The sequence below is a fragment of the Actinocrinis puniceicyclus genome (genome assembly GCF_018283645.1).
GTDB classification, from domain to species: domain Bacteria; phylum Actinomycetota; class Actinomycetes; order Streptomycetales; family Catenulisporaceae; genus Actinocrinis; species Actinocrinis puniceicyclus.
This window is the reverse complement of record NZ_JAGSXH010000011.1, coordinates 1-23218: the sequence shown is the minus strand read 5'-3', so window position 1 is coordinate 23218 and position 23218 is coordinate 1. Positions and strand designations below refer to the sequence as shown.

General features: G+C 69.6%; 13 protein-coding genes, 1 tRNA gene and 2 pseudogenes. 10 read left to right on the top strand and 6 right to left on the bottom strand.

Annotation, left to right across the window (positions count from 1 at the left end):
* The first annotated feature begins 68 nt into the window (after positions 1-68).
* Positions 69-2726 carry a SpoIIE family protein phosphatase gene (locus tag KGA66_RS05165; RefSeq protein ID WP_211465067.1) on the top strand — a complete coding sequence of 886 codons (2658 nt, stop codon included), beginning with the start codon at positions 69-71 and terminating at the stop codon, positions 2724-2726.
* A gap of 41 nt (positions 2727-2767) precedes the next feature.
* On the opposite strand, the gene KGA66_RS05160 is transcribed toward KGA66_RS05165, so the two are convergent.
* The gene (locus KGA66_RS05160; RefSeq protein WP_211465064.1) at positions 2768-5221 is read right to left on the bottom strand and encodes a DNA gyrase/topoisomerase IV subunit A; all 2454 of its coding nucleotides are present in this window, start codon (positions 5219-5221) and stop codon (positions 2768-2770) included.
* A gap of 724 nt (positions 5222-5945) precedes the next feature.
* On the opposite strand from KGA66_RS05160, the gene KGA66_RS05155 reads away from it, so the two are divergent.
* The 3 genes from KGA66_RS05155 to KGA66_RS05145 are packed head-to-tail and all read left to right on the top strand — an operon-like array spanning position 5946 to position 8706.
* A complete protein-coding gene (locus KGA66_RS05155) occupies positions 5946-6572 on the top strand; it encodes a DUF5998 family protein (RefSeq protein WP_211465063.1) in 627 nt (208 codons plus the stop codon).
* Between the two features lie 4 nt (positions 6573-6576).
* Positions 6577-7794 (top strand): alkaline phosphatase family protein, encoded by a 1218-nt coding sequence (locus tag KGA66_RS05150; RefSeq protein WP_211465061.1) that lies wholly within the window; start codon positions 6577-6579, stop codon positions 7792-7794.
* A gap of 6 nt (positions 7795-7800) precedes the next feature.
* Positions 7801-8706 (top strand): sulfurtransferase, encoded by a 906-nt coding sequence (locus tag KGA66_RS05145; protein WP_211465059.1) that lies wholly within the window; start codon positions 7801-7803, stop codon positions 8704-8706.
* A gap of 29 nt (positions 8707-8735) precedes the next feature.
* Here the strand turns inward: KGA66_RS05145 and KGA66_RS05140 are convergent, their stop codons facing one another.
* Positions 8736-10283: a zinc-dependent metalloprotease gene (locus tag KGA66_RS05140; protein ID WP_312886760.1), complete on the bottom strand. Its 1548-nt coding sequence runs from the start codon at positions 10281-10283 to the stop codon at positions 8736-8738.
* 189 nt (positions 10284-10472) lie between these two features.
* Between KGA66_RS05140 and KGA66_RS05135 the strand changes: the two genes are divergently transcribed.
* The 4 genes from KGA66_RS05135 to KGA66_RS05120 all read left to right on the top strand — a co-directional run bounded on the left by KGA66_RS05135 (position 10473) and on the right by KGA66_RS05120 (position 13439).
* Complete coding sequence (locus tag KGA66_RS05135) at positions 10473-11567, top strand: NAD-dependent epimerase/dehydratase family protein (protein WP_312886759.1); 1095 nt, start codon at positions 10473-10475, stop codon at positions 11565-11567.
* A gap of 79 nt (positions 11568-11646) precedes the next feature.
* Entirely contained in the window at positions 11647-12090 is a 444-nt protein-coding gene (locus tag KGA66_RS05130; RefSeq protein WP_211465055.1) for a molybdenum cofactor biosynthesis protein MoaE, read from the top strand.
* Between the two features lie 14 nt (positions 12091-12104).
* Positions 12105-12305, top strand: coding sequence for a hypothetical protein (locus KGA66_RS05125; RefSeq protein ID WP_211465053.1), 201 nt, complete (start codon positions 12105-12107; stop codon positions 12303-12305).
* Between the two features lie 78 nt (positions 12306-12383).
* Complete coding sequence (locus KGA66_RS05120; protein WP_211465051.1) at positions 12384-13439, top strand: YlbL family protein; 1056 nt, start codon at positions 12384-12386, stop codon at positions 13437-13439.
* A 34-nt stretch (positions 13440-13473) separates the two neighbouring features.
* Here KGA66_RS05120 and KGA66_RS05115 read toward each other — a convergent pair whose 3' ends face one another.
* Positions 13474-14046: a PPA1309 family protein gene (locus KGA66_RS05115; RefSeq protein WP_246507057.1), complete on the bottom strand. Its 573-nt coding sequence runs from the start codon at positions 14044-14046 to the stop codon at positions 13474-13476.
* A 123-nt stretch (positions 14047-14169) separates the two neighbouring features.
* Between KGA66_RS05115 and KGA66_RS05110 the strand changes: the two genes are divergently transcribed.
* Positions 14170-14243, top strand: a tRNA-Met gene (locus tag KGA66_RS05110).
* A 271-nt stretch (positions 14244-14514) separates the two neighbouring features.
* Here KGA66_RS05110 and KGA66_RS05105 read toward each other — a convergent pair.
* Positions 14515-14877 carry a hypothetical protein gene (locus KGA66_RS05105; protein WP_211465050.1) on the bottom strand — a complete coding sequence of 121 codons (363 nt, stop codon included), beginning with the start codon at positions 14875-14877 and terminating at the stop codon, positions 14515-14517.
* Positions 14878-15114: 237 nt separating this feature from the next.
* On the opposite strand from KGA66_RS05105, the pseudogene KGA66_RS31970 reads away from it, so the two are divergent.
* Positions 15115-15479, top strand: a pseudogene (locus KGA66_RS31970) (DUF2201 family putative metallopeptidase); the annotation flags it as partial.
* A 157-nt stretch (positions 15480-15636) separates the two neighbouring features.
* Here KGA66_RS31970 and wsfD read toward each other — a convergent pair.
* Both wsfD and KGA66_RS31425 read right to left on the bottom strand, forming a co-directional pair.
* Positions 15637-16908: pseudogene (wsfD, locus tag KGA66_RS32420) on the bottom strand (glycan biosynthesis hexose transferase WsfD); the annotation flags it as partial.
* A 284-nt stretch (positions 16909-17192) separates the two neighbouring features.
* The gene (locus tag KGA66_RS31425) at positions 17193-22910 is read right to left on the bottom strand and encodes a LamG-like jellyroll fold domain-containing protein (RefSeq protein ID WP_211465047.1); all 5718 of its coding nucleotides are present in this window, start codon (positions 22908-22910) and stop codon (positions 17193-17195) included.
* Between the last annotated feature and the right edge of the window lie 308 nt (positions 22911-23218).

Genomic DNA, 23218 nt, shown 5'->3' with positions numbered 1-23218 from the left:
CGCAATATAAAGATCATACTTTGCGGGAAGGACTCCGGGCAGCCAGTCACCGAACCCCAGGACCGTAGATGCCCGCAGCCTTCGATTCGTCCACCGGCGGTGCGCCGGACCGGAGGGCGGCTGGCGCGGCGGTGCCGGATCCCGAGGGCGTGGCCGACGACGCACCTGAGCCCGGGCCCGGAGCCGAGCCCGAGCCCGGACCCGAGCCTGATGCCGCCGCGTGGCGGACGGTCATCGGCGCCGCTTACGGACGAAGCCTGACCCAGCTGGCGGCTTCCGCGGTGGATCCGCGGCACATCGACGTCGAGCGGGCCCTGTTCGAGACCCTGTTCGACCAGGTCCCGGTCGGCATCGCGATTTACGACACCGAGCGCCGGTACGTGCTGGTCAACAAGGCGCTGTCCGGTTACGACGGAGTTCCCGCGGACGGACACGTCGGCAGGCGGCTGGAGGACATCGTCCCCGAGCTGGGGCAAAGCGTGCCGCTGCTTCAGCAGCACGTGCTCGACACCGGTGAGCCGGTTGTGGACATGCTGGTCAAGGGCTCGACGCGCAACGCCGAAGCGGGCCGCTGGCGCTACTGGTCCATCTCCTACGCCCGGCTCCAGACCGAGGACGGCCGGGTCGTCGGGCTGACCGCGGTCGTGGTGGACGTGACGGAGCGTCAGGAGACAGTCGAGCGCAATCGGCTCGCTCGCGAGCGCGCCGCGCTGCTGAGCGCGGCCAACAGCCGCATCGGCACCACGTTGGACATCGACCGGATCGCGGCAGCGCTCGCGGAGGTCGCCGTGCCGCAGTTCTGCGACACGGCCACGGTCTTCCTGCTTGACGCCACCCGGCAACCCGGGGTCGCCCACTCGGGAACGGTAGCCACCATCTCCTCCGCGGCCCTGTCGGCCGCCACGCCGGGCCCGACGCTTTACGTGCGCACGGCCGCGATCCGCAGCCAAGCCGGCGCAGCCGCATCCGGCGCGCAGCCGCAGGGAACACCGCCCAGAAAGCATTCCGGCCGCCGGACGAGACTGCGCGGGGCGGACCGCAGATTGCCGCCGATCGAGCCCGGCACGCAACTGCACGACTGCCTGGTCGGCGGCCGCGCGAGGTTTCTCGAACTCGCCTCGGATGCGCGAGAGCCGGCCTCGGCCGTGCCGCCGCCACCGTCGACGACACCGCCGCCACCGTCACCAGCACCTCCGCCACCGTCACCAGCACCTCCGCCACCGTCACCAGCACCTCCGCCACCGTCACCAGCACCTCCGACGCATCCGACGCATCCGACGCCTCCGACACCTCCGATGCCTCCGCAGCCTCAGACACCGCAGCCTGTGACGCCGACCGTGCTGGACGAAGGCGGCCCGGCGTACCTCGAATCAACCAGCGCCCGGCCCGCTGAGCGCAGCATCGTCACACCGTTGAAGGCCCGCGGATCGCTACTCGGCGCGGTCCGTTTCCAGCGCAACCCGCAGCGCGGCGCCTTCACGCTGGTCGACCTCGAAACCGCCGACGAGCTCGCCGCGCGAGCCGCGGTCAGTATGGACAACGCGCGGCTCTACCTGCGCGAGCGCGACACGGCGCTGATGCTGCAACGCTCGCTGCTGCCACAACGGTTCGAGGCCGTGGAAGGCACGCAGGTCGCGTTCCGCTACCGTCCGGGACCGACGGGCGCGCAGGTCGGCGGGGACTGGTGGGACGTGATCCGGCTGCCGTGCCGGCGCATCGCTTTCGTCATCGGCGACGTGATGGGCAGCGGGCTGTCCGCGGCCGGCATCATGAGCCAGTTCCGCACCGCTGCCCGCACGCTGGCGCAACTGGACCTGAGTCCGGCGCTGGTGCTGCGCGAACTGGACGCATTAGGGCACTCGATGAGCGAATCGCACCTGGCCACCTGTGTCTACACCGTGTACGACCCCGTTACGGGGGAGTGTGTCCTGGCCAGCGCCGGGCATCCGCCGCCGGTGCTGGCCACCGCGGGTGGCGGCGTCGAACTGGTCGAGCTCTCGCCCGGCGCGCCGCTGGGCCTCGGCGGTCAGCGCTTCGAGGAGCGCCGGTTCGTGGTCGAACCCGGCTGCGCGCTGGCCCTCTACACGGACGGCCTGGTAGAAGGCCGGGACCGGGACATCGAGACCGGAATCGACGAACTGCTCGGAGCGCTGTCGAAGTCGTCGCCGGTGGGCCCGTGGCCGCAGGCCACCGGATCGGCTCCCGGCCAGGCGGACGCCCGCCGGCTCGAAGCCGCCTGCGACGCGGCCTTCGAGCCGCTGCTCGGGCCGCAGCGCGGCGACGATGCGACCCTCTTGATCGCTTCGCTCGGCCGATTCCCCGAGGACCAACTCGCCTCGTGGGTGCTCACCAGCCAGCCGACGGTCGCCGGCCGCGCGCGCGAACTGGTGCGCCGCCAACTGCTCGCGTGGTCCGCCGCCGAACGCGACCACGACGGCAGGCCGGCTCGGCCCGTCCCGGACGTGACCGACGTGGTCGAACTGCTTGTCAGCGAACTGGTCACCAACGCGCTGCGGTACGGCCGCGGACCGATCGGGCTGCGCCTGCTGCGCGGGACCGCGACCGTGGTGTGCGAGGTGGCCGACGAACTCGACGCGGCGCCGCGGCTGCGCACCGTCCAGTACGGCGAGGAAGGCGGCCGCGGCCTCTACCTGGTCGACCAGCTGTCGCTGAGCTGGGGGACGCGGACCACCGCACACGGGAAGATCGTCTGGTTCGAGGTCTGAACCGCCCGCGGCGGTGGCCTACCGCCGCGGGACGGCCCGGTTCAGGCGCCCGGCGCCACCGCCGCGAATGCCTTACGCAGCGGGCTGCCGGAGCCGTCGCGCCGCGGGTCGAGCGGCGGCAGGTCCACCGGGTTGCCGGCCTCGTCGGCCGCGTGCGCCGGGGTCGCGCCGGCCCACGCAAAGACGAGGGTGTCTTCGCCGCGCAGGAACCGCTGGCAGCGCACACCGCCCGTGGCCCGGCCCTTGGAGGGGTAGAGCTGATACGGCGTCACCTTCGCGGTGCCTGTTCCGGTTCCCGGCAGCGCGTCCCTTGAACCGGCGACGGTGACCACGACCGCGTCCCGCTCCGGGTCGACCACGGTGAAGGCGAGCACCGAGGCGCCCTCGGCCAGCTTGATCCCCGCCATCCCGGCGGCCGGCCTGCCCTGCGGGCGCACCTGGTCCGCGGAGAACTTCAGCAGCTGCGCGTCGGTGGTCAGGAACGCCAGGTCTTCCTGCCCGGTGCGCAGCTCGGCCGCGCCCACCACCCGGTCGCCCGCCTTCAGGGCGATCATCTCGAACTCGTCCTTGTTCGCCGGGAAATCCGGCACGACCCGCTTGACCACGCCCTGCAGCGTGCCCAGCGCCACGCCGGGGGACTGCGGATCAAGCGTGGACAGGCACAGCACCTTCTCGTCGGCCGCCAGGTCCAGGAACTCGGACACCGGCGCGCCGCCCGCCGGGTTCACGGGCGCCGCGGTGGCCGGCACCGACGGCAGGTCGATCACCGAGATGCGAACCAGCCGGCCCGCGGAGGTGAGCACGCCGATATCGCCGCGCAGCGTCCCGGCCACCGCGGAGACGACCGCGTCGTGTCTGGCACGCGGGCCGTCGACGGCGTCATCGCCCTCCAGCGGCCCGGTGCGGGCCAGCAGGCCGGTCGAGGAGAGCAACACCCGGCACGGCGCGTCCTGCACCTCCAACGGGACCGTGGCGGTGAGCGGCGCGTCCGCGGCCTCCAGCAGCACGGTGCGCCGCGGTGTGGCGAAGTCCTTGGCCACCTTCGCCAGTTCGTCCGAGACGGTGCGGCGCAGCAGCGCGTCCGACTCCAGGATCGCGGTCAGCTCGGCGATCTCGCGGGCCAGTTTCTCCTTCTCGGTCTCCAGTTCCAGCCGGTCGAAGCGGGTCAGCCGGCGCAGCGGGGTGTCCAGGATGTAGTTGGCCTGCACCTCGGTCAGCTCGAACTGCGCCATCAGCCGCTCGCGCGCGTTCGCCGCGTTCTCCGAGGTGCGGATCGTCTGGATCACCGCGTCGATGTTCAGCAGCGCGATCAGCAGGCCGTCGACCAGATGCATGCGGTCCGAGCGCTTGCGCCTGCGGTACTCGCTGCGCCGCCGCACCACCTCGAAGCGGTGGTCGAGATAGACCTCCAGCAGTTCCTTGAGACCGAGCGTGAGCGGCTGGCCGTCCACCAGCGCCACGTTGTTGATGCCGAAGGACTCCTCCAGCGGCGTCAGTTTGTACAACTGCTCCAGGATCGCCTCGGGGTTGAAGCCGTTCTTGACCTCGATGACCAGCCGCAGACCGTTGGCGCGGTCGGTCAGGTCCTTCAGGTCGGAGATGCCGAGGATCTTCTTGTTCTGCACCAGCTCCTTGACCTTGGCGATCACCCGCTCCGGGCCGACGTTGTACGGCAGCTCGGTCACCACGATGCCCTTGCGCCGGTTGGGCAGCGTCTCCATGTGCGCGGCGGCGCGGATGCGGAACACGCCGCGTCCGGTCTCGTACGCATCCCTCACCCCGTCGAGGCCGACGATCCGGCCGCCGGTGGGCAGGTCCGGGCCGGGCACCATCCGCATCAGTTCCTGGAGGGTCGCCTCCGGCTTCTTGATCAGGTGCCGCGCCGCGGCCACGACCTCGCCCAGGTTGTGCGGCGGCATGTTCGTGGCCATCCCGACCGCGATCCCGGCCGCCCCGTTGACCAGCAGGTTCGGGAAGGCCGCGGGCAGCACCTCCGGCTCGGTCTCCTGGCCGTCGTAGTTCGGCCCGAAGTCGACGGTGTCCTCGTCGATGTCCGCGGTCATCAGCAAAGACGCGGGAGTCAGCCGCGCCTCGGTGTACCGCATGGCGGCCGGCGGGTCGTCGTTGCCCAGCGAGCCGAAGTTGCCGTGCCCGTCCACGAGCGGCAGCCGCATCGAGAACGGCTGCGCCATCCGCACCAGCGTGTCGTAGATCGGCCCGTCGCCGTGCGGGTGCAGCCGCCCCATCACCTCGCCGACCACGCGCGCCGACTTCACGAAGCCGCGGTCGGGCCGCAGCCCCATCTCGTTCATCTGATACAGCACCCGCCGGTGCACCGGCTTGAGACCGTCCCGGGCGTCGGGCAGCGCGCGCGAGTAGATGACCGAGTAGGAGTACTCCAGATAGGAGTTGGACATCTCTTCGGTCACGTCGATCTCGACGATCCGTTCCTCGAACGGCTCGTCAGTCTCCTGCGGTGCGCTGCGGCGGGCCATGGCTGCGCTGCTCCTGTGCTGGTAGGGATGCTGCTAGCGGCCTATTGTGCCCCGTCGTGCCGACAGCCTCGAACAGCGGCCAGACGGGGCGCGTATCCGGTCGTGCCCGGGTTTCCCCGGGTTTCTCCGGGTGACTCCGGTGAAGTGGCGCCGGTGAATACGCGCAGAAGTTCCGTCGCTGTCTGGATGCGAGCTGTCTGGCGGCGGAGCACGGGGCTGCGTGTACACAGTTCTACCTGAGTCCCTCGTTGTCGGCCGCAGCTGGATCGTGATTCACGCACGATCAAGGCGGATCTGTCCCGGCGTAGTCTCGGTAGGTGGCGCCTCAGCGTCAGCGCTTACCCGCACCACGGCTTCGGCACTGAAGTGCCGCGGGTGACCGAACACGCCATGCCCCGGTCACTGCCGCCTGCTTTGCCGTGCAGGCAAGTGGACCGGCCATCTGTTGCGGGAACGGCTCGTCAGTCTCCTGGGGTGCGCTGCGGCGGGCCACGGCGGCGCTGCTCCTGCGCCTGACTCGGATCGCGTCGTACCGGCACTGATGTCGCTGCCGGTTGTCACTGCCGGTGCGGCGGCGGGCGCGCGGTGCCGGCCCGGATCCTCTCCTTGGCGGGCCCGCGACGCGCGCCATTCTCGCCCCACCGCCGACAGTCCCGGCGCACTGGCCGTGATCCGCGCCACCCGATGTACGCGCACAAGGGCGAGCAGTGCGAGGATTGGGGGCATGCCCCAGAGAACCGACTCCGGCGCCCTCGACCCCGGTCTGCGCGCATCGATCGAGCGCAGCGGCTACTATCCGGCGCTGGTCGCCGAGGCCGTGGAGACCGCGCTCGGCGGTGAACCGGTCATCAGCCATCTGGTCCACCAGGAAACCACCTTCGACGCCGAAGAGGTGCGCCGGCACGTCACCGTACTCGCGCTCACCAAGCGCCGCCTGGTGGTCGGGCATACCGATGAGCACGGCACCGAGCCGGAGCTCGACGGCGTGGACTCGCAGGTGGGCTCGTACGCGTCGACCTCGACCGAGACCGTCCGGCTCGACCGGGTGTCGACGGTCGTGGTCACGAGAGTCGTGGACGATCCGGCCAAGCACGTGCGCGGCACCCTGCCGCGCGAGGTCGTGTTGACCGTCGGGTGGGGCGCGGTCGGCCGAGTCGACCTTGAACCGGCCAACTGCGGCGACCCGAACTGTGAAGCGGACCACGGGTACACCGGCACCGTCACTGGCGATGATCTCTCGCTGAGGGTGTCGACCGGTGCGGACGGCCCCGACGCCGTGCGCATGACGCTCGAGTTCGCCCAGGCGCTCGCGGCGGCCACGGTCGAACTCGGCGCGGCTGGACGCGGGTAGCGGCGTGGACGCGGGGGCGGCCGAGGGGGAGGTCGGGTTCGACAACCCGGCCCACGTCGCGGGGGCGCTTTCCGATGTGCTCCCCGCGATCGGCGCCGCCCTCGGCGTGCCCGGACTCAGTGGCCCCGGCGCGGACACGTCAAACGCCTCCATGCGCGACGGCCTCGGGCAGCTGCACCCGGTACGCCGGGCCTGCCTGTTCCTCGTCGACGGCATGGGCAGCGAGTTGATTCTCAAGCACGCCGATGCCGCGCCGTACCTCGCTGCGCTGCTGCGTAACGGGCCGCAGGACATCGGTCCGCAGGGCGTCGGCCGCAGGCTGACCGCCGGCTTCCCGTCCACCACCTCGACCTCGCTCTCCTCCGTCGGCACCGGCCTGCCGCCCGGCGCGCACGGGATGCTCGGCTACAAGCTCATGGTCCCCGGCACCGGGCGGCTGATGAACTTCCTGAAATGGGATCAGGACGTCGATCCGCTGCGCTGGCAGCCCCGGGAGACCATGTTCGAGCGGCTGCACCGGGCCGGGGTCGAGGTCACCCACGTCTCCTCGCCGCGCTTCGCCGAGTCCGGCCTGACCCGCTCGGTCTTCCGCGGTGCGCGCTTCTGCGGGGCCGAGCCGCCGGATGTGCGCGCCGAACGCGCCCTCCAGGCGATGGAGGGCCCGGAGCCGGCGCTGGTCTACCTGTATTATTCGGACCTTGATTTCGTCGGCCACGCGGCCGGCACCGGATCACAGGCGTGGCGCGACCAACTCGGTTACGTGGACGCTCTGGTGCAGTGGTTCGCCGAGCGCTTGCCACAGGATTCCTCGCTCTACGTGATCGCGGATCACGGCATGCTCGACGTGCCCACCGAACACCGCATCGACGCGGACACCGACCTGGAGTTGCGCGCCGGCGTCGCGCTGCTCGGTGGTGAGGCGCGCGCCCGGCACGTTTACGCGCACCCCGGTGCGGCACGCGACGTGCTCGCCATCTGGACCGAACGGCTCGACGGCGTCGCGACGGTGCGCTGCCGTGAGGACGCGATCGCCGAGGGCTGGTTCGGGCCCGACGTCGACCCGCGTATGCGGGATCGGATCGGGGACGTGGTGGTGGCGATGCGCGAGGACTGGGCCGTGGTCGCCTCCGAGCGCGAGGTGGTCGAGTCCCGGCTGATCGGCATGCACGGTTCGATGACGGCGGCCGAGCGACTGGTTCCCCTGCTGGAAGTGCGAGGTTGACCTGCCATGGCTCCTGATCAGTCGGACCGCGCGCCGTTGATCTCGATCGAGCGGCTGGCCGGCCTGCTCGGCGCGGCCGCGGGCGCCCGCGGTCCTGCCGCGGCGACGCTGCTCGACGTGCGCTGGTCGCTCAGCGGCCCTCCCGGGCGCGAACTGTACGCCGTCGGGCACATCCCCGGCGCCCGTTTCGTGGACCTCGACCACCAGTTGGCGGGCCGGCCAGGACCGAACGGCGAGGGAGGCCGGCACCCGCTGCCCAGCGCTGACGACTTCCAGGCCGTGATGCGTTCCCTCGGCGTCTCGGACGACCGTCCCGTAGTCGTGTACGACGCGGCCGACTCCACTTCTGCGGCGCGCGCATGGTGGCTGCTGCGGTACTTCAGCCACGCTGACGTCAGGGTGCTCGATGGCGGGTACGCCGCCTGGGCCACCGCGGGACTGCCGATCGCCACGGGCGACGCCCCTGGCGGTCCCGAACCAGGCGCTGCCACCGCGACAGGGAACTTCATCGCCGTACCCGGCGCGATGCCCGTCGCCGACGCGGACGCGGCGGCCAAGCTGGCGGTCGAGGGCATCCTGCTCGACGCGCGGGCGGCGGCCAGGTTCCGCGGCGAGGTGGAGCCGATCGACCCGGTGGCCGGGCACATCCCCGGCGCATTGAGTGCGCCGACCCGCGACAACGTGGGGCCGGACGACCGCTTTCTGCCGACCGAGATCCTGCGCACCCGCTTCGCCTCGCTCGGCGCGAACTGCGTCAACGGGCGCGAGGTCGGCGTCTACTGCGGCTCCGGAGTGACCGCCGCGCACCAGGTGCTCGCGCTCGAACTCGCAGGCATCAAGGCCCTGCTGTACCCGGGGTCGTGGTCGGATTGGGTCACCGATCCGGCCCGGCCGGTCGCCACCGGCGAGTAGCCGTCCCCGCCGGTCGCCTCACAGCGTCGCTATTCGTCTTCGTCGTCCACGCCGTCCCCGCTGCCCTTCCCGTCCTTCTTCTCGCCCTCGGGCTCGGTCAGCAAGTCGTTGAGGGCGGACAGGTCGATCTCGTCGCGGTGCACGAAGCCGTCAGGATCGTCCAGGTCCTGCGCTGTCGGCAGCAGGTCCGGATGCGCCCACACGTCGTCGCGCCCGTCGATCCCGCGCGCGTCCCCCAGCGAGGCCCACAGCCTGGCCGCGTCGCGCAGCCGCCGCGGCCGCATCTCCAGACCCACCAGCGCCGAGAAGGTCTGCTCGGCCGGACCGCCCGAAGCGCGGCGTCGGCGCAGCGTCTCCCGCAGCGCGGAGGAGTGTGGCAGGTTCGGCACGGCCGCCGCGTCGACGACCGCGTCCACCCAGCCCTCGGTCAGCGCCAGGATCGTCTCCAGCCGGGCCAGCGCGGCGCGCTGCTGCGCAGTGTCCGGTGCCGTGAAGGTGATCCCCTCCTGGAACACGCTTTGCAGGTCCGCCAGGCCCTCCGGAGACTGTGCGTTACGCATCAGTTCCTCGATACGGCTCTGGTCCACAGTGATCCCGCGCGCGTACGCCTCCACGGCGCCGAGCACGTGTGCCTTCAGCCACGGAACGTGAGCGAACAGACGGTGATAAGCGGCCTCACGCATCGCGAGATACAGCCGCACCTCCGTCGCCGGGATCTCCAGCCCCGCACTGAACGCCGCGACATTCGTCGGCAGCAGTACCGCCTTGCCGTCCGGGCCGAGCGGCAGTCCGATGTCCGACGAACCGAGCACCTCGGTGGCCAACTGCGCCAGCGCGGTGCCGACCTGGTGCCCGAACAGCGAACCGCCCATCTGGCGCAGTATGCCGGTGATCGGTGCCCGGGCTCCGGCCGCCGCCTCCGGCAACAGACCCGTCATCGCCTCGGTCATCCGGTCCGCCACGGGCTCGACCAGTTGCTTCCAGACCGGCAGCGTCTTTTCGATCCAATCGGCGCGGCTCCACGCCAGCGCGCCGGTGGTACCGGCCGGCAGCGCGGTGACCTCGTCCAGCCAGTGTTCGGCCAGCCGCACCGCGTCCTCGATCGGGGCCGATTCGCCGGCGGTCGGCGTGGGGTCCGGCTGCGCGGCAGACACGGTGCGAGCGACGTCGCGGGCCAGCGCCCAGTTGACCGGCCCCTCGCCGTTGTTGATCAGGGACTGGATGCGCCCCATCATCATCATGAGCATCTGCGGGTCGAACCCCTGCATCTGCTGCCCGAGGCCCGCCGCGAACTTGGACAGCGACTCGCCGAGTTCGGCGCCGGACCCGCCGCCGAGCCCCAGTGCGTTCAGCAACCCGGAGAGCGGATCGGACTCCTCGTCGTCGCCGCCGGCGCTCTCGCCCGCCCGGCCGCGGCCGGGCTGTTCGCCCTGTTCCCGCGCGGCCTGCTGCTGTTCCTGATGCGCCTCGCGCTCAACGTCGGCGCCGAGGCCCTCCAGCCCCTTGACGATGTCCTCGAACGGCACCGGCTCCGGCTCGTCCCCGCCCGGTGGGAAACTTTCTGGGTGGTCGTTCACGTCGAACCTCTAGACAATCGTCCACACTGGAGCCGGACCCCCGGCGTGCCGGTGTCCACGAGAAGCGGTGTTCACGGGAAGCACAGCCGACTCAATCACTCGGAGATCGCGCACTCAACGGATAGAACAGACTTTACGGTGAACGGAGCGTCCCGTCCCTCTCACCGTAGTAACCAACGGAGTGTGCTTGTGAGTTCCCCGGCAGAAGGCGGACGGCGCCGTTCGGCGCGTCTCACCGTAGCGGTGACCGGCGCGGCCGACGTCATCGGCGCGCAGGTGGCCGCCCGACTGGCCGGGCACGACGGGGTGCGCAAGGCGATCGCGCTGGACACGCGCAGGCTGGACCTGCCGGGTGTCGTATTCCGCTCGGCCGATACGCGTGACCCGGCACTGGCCGAACGGCTCGCGGATGTGGACGTCGTCATCCACACGGATATCGACACATCGCCGGATACCGACGCCAAAGCGCGTACCGCGTGGAACGTCCGCGGTGCGCAGACGGTGCTCACCTCCGCGGCTGCTGCGGGAGTCGGACGGGTCGTTTTGTTCACCAGTGCGATGGTGTACGGCGCCTACCCGGACAACCCCGTGCCGCTCGCCGAGGACGCGCCGCTGCGCGCGGTGCCGGACGGCTCGCTGGTCGGCGATTACCTGGAGATAGAACGGCTGGCAGAGCGGGCCCCGAAGGCACACCCCGGCCTGTCCGTCACCGTGCTGCGCCCGGCCGTGCTCACCGGTCACGGCGTCGACACCGTCTTCACCCGGCACTTCGAGGCGCCCCGGCTGCTGGTGGTCAAGGACTCCGAGCCCTGCTGGCAGTTCTGCCACATCGAGGATCTGGCCTCGGGGCTGGTGCATACCGCGCTGAGCGATGTGGAGGGCCCGTTCGCCGTCGGCAGCGAGGGCTGGCTCGGGCAGCAGGAAGTCGAGGAGATCTCCGGCATGCGCCGCATGGAACTGCCCGAGGCGCTGGCCCTCGGTGCCGCCGAGCGCCTGCACCGGCTGCATCTGACGCCCGCCCCGGCCACCGACCTGCAGTACGTCATGCATCCCTGGGCCGTCTCCACCGGGAAGCTGGAGGCCACCGGCTGGCAGGCCGAGCACAGCAACGCCGAGGCGTTTCAGGCGCTGCTGCTGGAAATAGAGGGCCATCACGCCGCGCTGGCGCGTCGCCTCGGCAAGAAGGACGCCGCGGCCGGACTCGGCGCCGCCGGCGCGACCGTCGCGCTGGTCGGCACGGCGGCGCTGGTACGCCGTGCCCGCAAGAAGCGCCGGTCGGGCTGAGCGGCCGCCGTCTCAGGTCCGGGCGGCGGGCGAGACGACCGCGAGCAAGAGGCGAGAGTGAGTAAGAGATGATGATGCGATGACCGTCACCGCAAGCGAGCCAGTCCGCCTCATCGACGTGCGTGACACCACGCTCTCGGTGGATGAGGTGCTGCACGCGGTCACCGATCGCGGTGTAGGCGGCGTCGCACTGTTCATCGGCACCGTGCGCGACCACACACCCGAGCGGCCCGGCGAACTGGTCGGTGAACTCGAATACACCGCCCACCCCACCGCCCGCGACCAGTTGCTCGACGTGGCGCGCACGGTCGCCGCCGAGCATCCCGGCACCGTCCTGGCCGCGGTGCACCGGTGCGGCCGGCTTGAGGTCGGCGACCTGGCCGTGGTCGTCGCGGCCGGCGCGGCACACCGGGCCGAGGCATTCGCCGCCTGCAGAGCGCTGATCGACACGCTGAAGGAGCAGGTCCCGATCTGGAAGCGGGAGGAGTTCCGGGATGGTTCCCACGCCTGGGTGGGCATCTGACCTAGGCTGTGGCCGTGCTCTCGATCCTGATCTGGTGGGCCATCCCGGCCGTCGCGGTCGTGGCAGCCGCAGGCGTTGCCGCCGCTGCACGGCGCGTGCGCCGCGCCCGCGAGGACGTGGGCACGCTGCATCGTTACCAGCGGGCCAGGCAGGTCCTCGCGCGCACCCAGCAGCCACCTCCACCGGAACGTCCGGCCGTCTCGGTCGTGGACTGACCTCGCTACGGCCGCTGCCCGCGCGCCGCGTCGCCCCTGCGCTGCGCGCGCTCAGAATCGTGCATTAGGGTCGTTCGCATGCCGCGCCGACGAACCGTCACGCTCGCCGTTTCAGGGGCTCTGCTCGCCGTCTTCGGGATCGGCGTGTATTTCCAGCCGGTGCCCTATGCGGAGATGACCCCCGGCCCGACCTTCGACACGCTGGGCTCGTATCAGGGAACGCCGCTGATCACGATCACCGGGCACCCGACGTACAACACCAAGGGTGAGCTGCGGATGGTGACGGTCGGCGTCTCGAGTCAGGACTACCAGATGCCGCTTGGTACCGCGCTGGTCGGCTGGCTCAGCTCGGACGAGGCGATCGTGCCCAAGGAGACGATCTACCCTCCGGGCACCACGCAGCAGCAGAGCGACCAGGAGAACGCGGTGGCGTTCACCGACTCGCAGGACGCCGCGATCACCGCCGCGCTCGGCGCGCTCGGCATCAAGCCGACCGGCAGCGAGGTGGTCATCGCCTCGGTGGCCGCGGGGACGCCCGCGGACGGCAAGCTTCAGGCGGGCGACGTCATCAAATCGCTCGACGGCACCGCGATCACTTCCGGCGGGGACAGCGGACTGAAACAGCTGCAGGATGTGATCCAGAAGGTGACGCCCGGCGGGCAGGTCACGTTCGTCGTATCGCGCGGGGCCAAGGAGCAGACCGTCACTACCGGCACCGTCAAGAGCAGCAAGGGCAGGACGGTGGTCGGGATCTCGGTGGAGGGCGAGAACACCTTCCCGTTCGACGTGAGCATCCAGCTCAACGGTGTCGGCGGCCCGAGCGCCGGGATGATGTTCGCGCTGGGGATCATCGACAAGCTCACCCCGGGCGGTGACCTGTCCGGCGGCCGGATCGTCGCGGGCACCGGCACGATCGACGCGTCCGGCAACGTCGGGGCTATCGGCGGCATCCAGATGAAGACGATCGGCGCTCGGCGCGACGGGGCGACGGTCTTCCTGGCGCCGGCCGACAACTGCGCCGACGCCAAGGCGAACCTTCCGTCGGGTCTCGAACTGGCGAAGGTCTCGACCTTGCAGGACGCGCTGAACGCGCTCGCGGACCTGCGCGCGGGCAAGACGCCGCCGAGCTGCTGAAGCCGGCACGGGCGGCCTCAGCACAGCCGTCCTGTCAGTCCTGCAATGTCTGCGCCAGCGCGTCTTCGAGGTTGGGGACGAGTCCCGGTCCGGACAGCACCTCGTCGTCGGTGTCGCGCGACCGCAGCCGCAGTGCGCAATCGCGTGAGCCGTCCCGCAGCACGCCGACCGCGATCCGTACCTCCTGCCGTTGCGGGTGCGCGGCGGCCCAGGCGTCGACGTTCACGCCGTCACTCTCGGCCGGCAGGTCTGCTTCGGCGTCAGGGGGCAGCATGACCCGCTCGACGACCAGCGCAGCGCCGTCCACCGTCTCCGGCCAGCCGATCCCGGACAGTGCCTCGTCCAGTGCCCGGCCGCCGGGGAAGCCTTCCTGCTCGATCGAGGTGTAGGTCCGCAGCGGGGCCAGGCCGGCCATTTCGACCGTCTCCGGCGCCAGCGCCGCCGCGAGCCGCGGCTCGGCCTTGATCAGCGCCGCGGTGTCCGCCAGTGCGAACAGCCGCGGGCCTTGGTCCCAGCCGTCGCGGGCGACGTGCTGCTCCAGTTCGATCAGCGATCGTGTCAGCGCGGTGTTCATCGCGCCCTTGGTCTCAGCCGAGCCGTTGTCCATGCGCCCATTCTTCCCGATCCCGCCCGGGCACCGTAAGGATGCTGGTCTGGGCGCCGCGCAGGCCTGTGGCTCATATCGATTTGCGTTAACGCCCGCCTTCGACCTACAGTAGAGACACACCGACGCGGGGTGGAGCAGCTCGGTAGCTCGCTGGGCTCATAACCCAGAGGTCGCAGGTTCAAATCCTGTCCCCGCTACGCAGGGATGTTCACGAGTTCGCTCGCTGGACGTTCACGAGATCCCGGTCAACCAGTCTTGGTTGACCGGGATCTTCGCTTTGGAGCGTGTTTTCGTTAGCTGGGAGCCGCGTGATCTTCTTCTGGGCGGCGTGACGGTCCGGGAAGGAGTCGGTTGGCCCGCGCGCAGGCATGCCGAGGGGACCGCGCACCTTGGTGTGTGCGGTCCCCTCGGCGTGCTGCTGGGTTAGGGCCGATCGATGCGTGCGCTGATCGGTGGGCGGGCTACTTCTCAGCCAGTGGGCGGGCCGCCGCCGGACGTGTCGGACGGAGCTTCACCGTCGTGTTCGGTGGACGAGGCCGGGTTCTCGGGCAGCAGGTGGTCCATCAGTGTGGTGGGATTTTCGTGTCTGTCGCGCAGGAACTGTTCGAGGCGACGCAGGTTGTTGACGGCGATGATCAGTGCCAGCAGGAGCGTCTGGGCGACGCGTCCGCGTGGCCTGCGGTAGGCGGGGATGCTCATGCTGGCGTCGCCGGCTTTGAGCCAGCCGTTCGCGCCTTCGGTGTGCGCGCGGATGGACAGCTCGCTTTCGCCGTCCAGAACGCTGGACCGGCGACCTGATCGACCACCGGCGCCAGCGCGTCCAGGGGCCACCGTCGGTAGCCTGGTGCACCATGGTGCGGATCAGAGGCCGAGTGTCGTGATGATCTGTACGTCGGCGGCTATGGGGGCGTACCCCAAATCTCGGGACGTCGGCGCCGGGTGCTGATGCACCATCGACGGTCGTGGTCTGGAACTATGCCATTCACGACCGAACCGTCGCTGACGACGCCACCGAGATCGAACGGAGGCGGCGCCGACATCGCAGACAGCTGTCGATCCTGCCCCGGCGGGTTGACACGGCCCGAGGGCGCCGTGCGGCCGGAACTCCTGAGGCTACCCGAAGGCCAGCTGATGGAGGACTACCTGCGCCAGTTCTAGCTCGGCCCGTACACGGCGGGCACGGCCTGGCTGGACTGCGGCAGCGGCGCCGACGGGCTGGAGCGGGAATGGGATCTGGGAGCGGCCGGCGCGCACCGGCTCAGCGCGGGAACGATAGGCGGTCCGGTTCCGGGTGGCACAGGGGTATCACCGCTCGCCCGGGCAGCGTCCCGAAGGGCTGGCAACGGTGGGCGCAGGAGGCGTTCTGCCCGCCGCAGCCGTGGCGCGACCTGCTGGGCGCAGCGCTTCGTACGGCGGCGTCCGGAGCAGGTGCGCACTCGTCGTCGTGCGCTGCAGGAGCTTCCCCGGTCGCAGGAGCCTGGGATGCGTTGCCGTCTCGGACGGTGAGCGTGGCGTCAGAGCGCCGGCGGCGATCCAGACGGGCGCGAGCGTCGCGGTGAACAGTGCGACCGCGAGGTGTTTGGTGACCTCGTTTCCCTCTCCGTATACGGCGGTGGCGTATTGAATGACCGTGCAGCCGAGCAGGGTGAGGGTGACTAGGCCGAAGCCGCGGCGGCGCGAGTTCGCCGATCCGGTGCGGATCAGCCAAGCCGCGCCGGCCAGGCAGGCCAGCCAGTACGCCAGCACGCCGGGGAACCCGCTCCACTTGAGCGCGTGCGCCGCGCTCGGCACGAAGCAGACGCGGCACTCCTGGTGCTGGGGCGGCTGGCCGGAGTTCGCCGCGTAATTGCCGAGGTAGTTGGCGCGGAAGGTGAGGTACGCGTCGGCTCCCCCGGAGAAGACGCGGGCGGACATGGTCGGGTGCTCGGCGAAGTACCGCACCAGATTGGAGCGGGAGAAACGGGTGCGGTAGTGCGAGAAGGCCGGATCGTTCTCGATCGGGTGGTCACTCCACCAGTTCGTGCCGCTGTACTGGCCGAAGGCGCGCGGCAGCCCGAAGTCCGCGGCGAGCTGACCCGGGTCGCCCACCCTCGGCATGAGCGTCATGGTGACTTCTTGGGCGGTGTTGATCTCCTGGTCCTCACGCGACTCGTGCGCCATGCTCCAACCGGCCGTGGCCAGCAGCGCGACCACGCACAAGGCCGGCAGGACCCTGACGCCCAGGCGGCTGCGCAAACGGCCGAACGGGACGCGCCGGGTGCCGAGCAGCGCGGCCAGCGGGATCAGCAGTGTGACCGTCTCGTTCTTCGCGCCGACGGCGAATGTGGCCGCCACCGACGCGACCAGGAAGGCAATCACCCGGCCCTGGTCGTTGACCGGCGCCACGGCGATCACACCGGCGACGGCGACGACGAGCAGCCCGTAGAGAGCCGTGGTCTCGCTGTACGGCGAGCCGGCGTAGTCGGCGAAGGTGGCGTCGGCCAGCACGGCGAACAGCGCTGCCAGCAGGCCGATCCGGATCGGGAGGCGCACCGGCCGCAGCAACCAGGCCATTAGTGCGATCACGATGCCGACCAGGACGCAGTACTCGACCATGAGCTCGCGGGTGTCGATGGCGCCGGTCAAGCCGAGCAGGTGGCGGTGCACCCAGGAGGTCAGCCGCAACTGGAGATACTGCGTGGTCGGATAGTCGATGCAGCGGCTGTGGTGCGACGTGAACGCGTAGTGGAGTCGCACGAAGTACCACTGTGCGCTCGACGCTGGCGGGCGGGCCGCATCGGCGTGGATTTGGCACATGAGCCGCTGTGCATCGCCGTTGTTGGCCATCGCGACCGGCTGCGGCACGAACAGCCGCACGCCCATCAACGCGGCCGACACCACGCCGGCGGCGAGGATGGTGACCCAGCCCGGCGCGCGCCAGCGCGGCACATGCAATCGTCGCATCCCTGAAGACCCCTAAGCCCGAGAGCGGATCGCCGATCACCGACCGACTCGGAGGCGCCGCCGCCCCGTCATGCTAATGGTCGTTGGACCGGGTCAGCATTTGGTCCGCGTCAGGGAGCTGTAACAACTGGCCGGGTCGGGCCACGGAAGGGGCCCGCTGCCAGCGCGCTGGCAGCGGGCCCCCGTCGGGCTTATCGCGCAATTTACTGGATCTGGTCGTAGAGGGCGGTGATCTGGGGTGCGGTCAGCGTGTAGTTGAAGGCTTGGACGTCGCTGACTTTTCCGCTGAGGTAGTGGTTGACCATCGGCGTGCCGTTGCCGAGGAGGTTGAGCGCCCCGACGGTGAAGGGCCCTGTGGCTGCCCAACCGGTGGGGCGTCCTGTGGCGGTGGCGGCGAGCGTGCCGTTGACGTAGAGCGAGTAGGTGTCGGTTACGGCGTTGAATGTGGCGACCAGGTGCGTCCACGTGTTGTTCGCGGCGGTGGAGGCTACGGTCGCGCCGTAGTAGGTGTTGTCTGAGGCAGTGTCTGAGCCCTGCCCTCCGATCTGCCAGTGACCGTTGCTGTCGAGGCCGAAGTAGAGCGCGCAATGGTTGTTGCCGCATTCGGCAGCCACGACTTGTGCGGAGCCGGCGGAGGTGGGATCGATCCAGGCGCTGATGCTGTAACTACCCAGGGTGTTGATCAATGTGCTGCTCGCGGCGCCGTATCCGGCGGTGCCGTCGAGGCTCAGCACGGTTCCATCGGTGTCCTGGGTGTTGACTCGAGCGGCATCGGTAGGCCAGGCGTAGTTGGTGCCTTCGGTGCCGTACAGGGTGAGTGTGTTGGTCCCGGAGGCGGGGTCGGTCCCGGTGAGGTAGGCGTTGGAGTAGTGGGTCGGCGCGCTGTCGGTGGCTTGGGCTGCCGGGTTGCCGCCGGTGCCGTCGGTCAGCTGCCAGACATCCTGGTTGGCGAGGATGGCATTGGTCAGGGCGCCGATTCCAGCGTTGGTGAGGTTCACCGGGTCGGCGGGGGAGTTGTTGCGGCTGGTGCCGACCTGCGCGGCGGGGACGAGTTGGACCGGGTTGTCGGCGGTGGCTCCGATGACAGGGTCGGGGTCGACATAGAAGAAGCTCGCGCTACCGCTGCCATACGGACTCAGGCCGAGGCCGGTACCGCTGCTCAGGTTGCCGTTGAGGGCGGTGCGTACGGTCTCGACGTTGGCGTTGCACGGGTCGTTGGCGTTGGTGCCAGTGCCAGTGGACCCGCTGCCGTTGTAGCCGCCGCAGGGAGTCAGTCCCAGGGCGACCGTGTTGATGAAGCCGGTGCCGCTGCTGGTGGTCGCCGTGGCGGCGAGTTCGCCGACGAGCCCGGTCATCGCACCTTCCAGGTTGGAGGTGACCTGGTCGAGGGTGAGGTTCCCGTTGAGGATATTGGGTGCGCTCAGGGCGTCCTCGAGGCCCTGGTTGAGGATCACGGTGTTGATTCCTGGTTCGTCAAGGACGTCGCGGTCGATGCGGGAGCTGGCGGAGGGTCCGCCCACGGCGCCGACGTTGGTGAGCGTCTCGGGATTGTCGACAGCGATCTGGTTGGACTCGATGCCCGCGTTGATGGTGCCCCAGGGCGCCGGAGTGGTGGGGGTCGCGTTGGCCAGATCGTCCGTCAAACGCAGTGCCGCGCCCTGGTTCGGGCTGAGCGGCGCGGTGTTGTTCTGCCAGGCGTCGATGAGGTTGTCGCCGAGCACGACCTGGGTGGGCATGCCCGCGGTTTCCACATCAAGCCCGGTGACCAGGTCGGTGAAGGTGCCGTTCACGTTGCCGGACGCGGTGTAGGCGGTCGCGGCACTGTCGGCGGTGTGGTCGCCGGAACCGACTGGGGCGGCGTATTCGTAGGCGTCGGTGGCCCAGGAGTGCTGGACCAGGTTGGCAGCCGTACTGCTGAGGTAGAAGGAGACGTCCAGCCATTGTCCGCTGGTGACGTTGAAGGAGAGCGGGTCACTGAAGACCATGCCGCCTTCAGGAATCACGGTGCTCGGGGAGTTGGCGAAGGTGAGGTTGACGGGTGTGGACCCGGAGGCCGTGGCGGCGGATGCGTTGATGTCGTTTCCGGCGGCCAGGGCGACGGTGGCGTGGCCGATGTGCAGCGTGCTGGTGCCGAGGGCGTTGTCGAGTTTGACGCGGACGACGTTGCCGGTCACCGAGGGTTGGACCATGACGCGGAAGGACTGGTTGGAGAAGCTCCCGGTCTCGAAGTCGTAGTTCCCCTCGGTGTCCTCCGCCCATGCGCCGGTCCAGGTCTTCCCGCTGTCGGTGGCATGGGTGGTGCCGTCCGATTCAACGGTGCCGGTGGTGGTGTTGCGGGTACCGAGGGCGAACAGGTGGATCGCGCTCGTGCTGCCGTTGATAGTGCTGTTGTCGGGCAGCGTGATGGATTGCACGGTGCAGCCCGGGTAGAGCGGGATCGCGAACGGATAAAGGTAGGCCGTCTTCGCCTTCTGGCCATTTGGGTTGTTCAGGTGAGGCAGGGCGACCGCCGCGGGTGAGGACGGACCGGCGGTCCAGTCCGGGACGGTCAGGTCGTAGCTCTGGTTGTTGTTGGTGGCGGCCGCGCACCCGGCCGCGTACGTGATCACTCCGCTAGGAGCGCAGTATCCGTTGTCGATGGTGCCGGTGAAGCAGCGTTCGCCGGCGACTCCGGTGCCGGCTCCGATGAACGGCGCGGTGTCGTCGCCGGTGATCTGACCCGGGTCCACGTAGCCGCCGTTGGTCGCGGTGGTCAGGAACATCAGGCTGCTGGCGCCGGTAGTCGGCACCGGGTAGCTGTAGTTGATGACCTGGTTCTGGGCGATGACGTTGTCGGCCTGTCCGGACCCGAACGTCGGCAGCGTCAGGTTGGCACCGTCGATGGTGACGTGGCCGTTGCTGCTCCAGCCGGCATTGCCCAAGTCGGTGACCGAGAGGCCGTTTCCGGCGCCGTCGGCATTCGCCTGCGAGGGCGCGCTGTCGGAGGAGATCGCGGTGTTATCGAAGCACTGCGCCAGCGTCTGGCAGCTCGCCCCGGCATGCGTCTTGGCGATGAACGAGTAGCTGGCGGTGGACGAAACGTCACCTGCCGCGTCGACCGCTTCCACGTTCAGAGTGTGCGGGCCGGGTGACGGCGGGGTAATGGTGACGTTGGTGTTGTTGGTGTTGTACATGGCGCTGACTTCGGTGCCGGTCAGGGCCCTGCTGTAGGTTTGGACGTCGCTGATCTGGCCGGGGAAGTTGAAGGCGGCGGTGGCGTTGTAGCGTTCGTCGCCGATGGTCAGGGCGCCGCTGGTGGCGAAGGCCGTGGTGTCGGGGCCGGTTCCGATCAGGGTGCCGTTGACGTAGAGGGCGCGGGTTTTAGCGCTGGCGTCGTAGACGCCGGTGATCAGGGTCCAGACGTTGAGTGTGGGGTGGTCGGTGGTGGGGCAGACGCCGGGCCAGTTGGTCAAGCCGCTGGATCTGACGTCGCCGTTGTAGCCGTAGAAGCACCAGCCGGTTTTGTTGGCGTCATAGCCGAGGAAGAACGCGCCGATGTTGGTGCCGGCCTGGCTTACGGCGACGGCGTCGCCGCTGGTGCTGGTGAGTTTGACCCAGGCACTGACGCTGTAGCTGGCGGTGGTGTTGAGCAGCGGCCCGCCGGCGCTCGCGTAGCTGTTTGTCGCGCTGGTGGAGTTCATGACGTTCTGGCGGTTGGCGTCGGTGCCCCAGCCGGCGCCGGCGGCCAGGGTGACGGTGCTGGAGCCGACCGAGTCACTGCCCGCGCCGCTGAGCAGCCACCGGTGTGTCGGGCTGGAGGCGGTAGTGCCGACCGGCATCGCGATTTGGCCCACCGGAGTGCCGTTGGTGGTCGTTCCCTGGTCGAGGTTGTAGTAGAACTTCGCGGCGGTAGCGCCGGTCGGATCGCCGGTGATTTGGAAGGTGGCCGCGGTGTCGGCGGTGGCGCCGGTGACTCCGGCGGGATAGGTGGTGTTGGCGGCGATGGTCGGAGGAGCCGGGGCGGTAGGTTCGGCGGTGAAGGTGCATACGGGGGACCAGCCGCTGGGCCATTGCAGGTTCGTGGTCTGCATCTGCCAGGAGACGTTCGTCCCGTTCGTCAGGGTACTGGTGAAACTGCTGGGCAGCTTGATGGACGCGGACTGGCCGTTGGTGATGCCGAAGGCGCTGGACGCGGTGTACGTCGTGCCCGGCGTGAGGGTGAGCCAGTACTTGAAGTTGGCCTGCAGCGGATCAGCGTCGGGGCTGGTCAGGTTGGCGCCGGTCAGGGTGATGCCGTTGCTGGCGATGGTCGTGCCGACGAACGGGTAGGGTGCGGCGGTCGTGCACGGGACGGTATTGGAACCGCTGGTGCTGGCCGTCAGCTGGCTTGCTGCGGGAGTGGTGGGTGTGTGGCCGTATTGGATCTGCAGGGTCGGGTTGTCCGCGTAGCGGGCGAAGCCGGTGCCGTTGTAGTGGGTTTCGTCGGAATCGTTGGTCAGTGCGAACGTGATCTGGCTGGCGTTGCCGTTCGCCGAGATCTGAAGCGGGCCCTGCACGTTGAATCCGGCGGTGGAGCTGGTCGGGTTCTGGCAGCCGTTCGGGTTGTATGCCGAGCCGATGCTGGTCGAGGCGTTGAACGAGTCGGCGCCGGTCATGTAGCCGGGCTGGTTGCTCCAGTTGGTGCCGGTACCGATCCCGCCGGACCAGTGCAGGTTGATCGTGTGGCTGTACGAGCAGGAAAAGCTGGCCTGCCAGACCTCTGTCACACCGACGGTGGCGGTGTTGATGTGAGCCTGGTTGATGTAGCTGGGCAGCTTCCACTGATAGAAGGTGCGCTGGTCGCCCGAGCACGTGGAGTAGTTCGGATACCCAGAAGAGGTGTAGCCGACACCGAGCTGGCCGTAGTCGCCGCCCGAGCCGGAGTTGTTGGTCTCGGCCTGACCGGCGCAGGGGCCGTACTGCTTGACCTCGTCGAAGTACTGGGTGCCGAGCGTACCGCTGTTGTGCCAGGTGTAGGACGGGTCGATGTAGAGCGGGAAGATCGTGCCCGGCCCATGAAGCAGCCGCAGGTCCGGGGTGAGCGTCAGCGCCTGGCCGGTCGCACTCATCCCGATGACCGCGGTGCGGGCAGCCTGTCCGGGAGCGTGCGCCGTGGACGGGTCGGCGTGGGCCTGCCGACCGGGCCCGGTGCTGGAGTCCCACATCAGCGCGCCGGCTGCGGACAAGGCCATACCCGCGGGCGAGGTGGCCAGGGTACGGCTGCGCGCGTCGGCACGGCCGGTGGCGCGCACCGGAAGCACCAGCTTGGCGAGCGCGGGGTTGGCCGCCGCCTTGGCGTCGCGCACGACGAGGGTGTCGCTAAATCCACCGGAGGCGTTGGCCGCGATCAGCAGGTCTACGCCGGGCAGCACGCCCCGGTAGGTAAGTGTCGAACCGGCGGCGGTCGGCGCGGGCAGCGCGGTGGGCCAGGACAACTGGTAGGAACCGCCGTCCGGGGTCGCGGTGGTGGCGAGGACGTGTGATCCCGCCGCGCCGAAGGTGACCTTCGCGTAGGCGATGTTCGCAGGGCTGAAGGTGCCGTCAGGGTTCTTACGCGGTGTGGTGTCGATCGGAGCCCACACGGAGTGTGTCTGGGCGCGAACCGGGGCGGGGTTGTCGGCCATTTGGAACCCGCCGCCGGGCAGCGCGACCACCTGCACAGTCGGAGTGGTCAACGCATCGACGACCACGGGTTTACCACTCGTGCGGGCTTTGGCGGCAGCGGCTTCCATCGCTCGCTGCTCAGCCGGAGTCGGCCCGTGCCCGTCGGGCAGCTTGGGTGCGTCGGCCGGCAGCTTCTCCGCGCCGGCTGGAGCGGTGACCGGATTGCCAGTGGAATTCGCAGGGCTCTGCTTTGAGGTGGCGGCCACCGCAGGGCTCGCCGTCAGCACACCGGCGGTCACCGCGAGAACGGAGAGTCCCGCCGTGAGTCCGCGCCGCGAGTTTTTTTCACGTATGAAGGTAAGCATGCGAACTTTCTGTCGCAGAATGCTCCCTGACCCCCGTATACCAGGCCCCCTGGTTCAGGGCTGCGGAGCCCGTCAACATCTGGACCGTACTGTCTTCGCCTCCTGAGGGCAAGGAATCATCTCCCGAACTGCTCTTTGCAACTCCTTTGCCAAGTATTGGCAGTGCGCTATCGTCGGCTTCGAAGATCCTTGCTAGCTTGCGCTACAGCATGTTGATTGCGGGGCGGGGCGTAGTCGTGTTC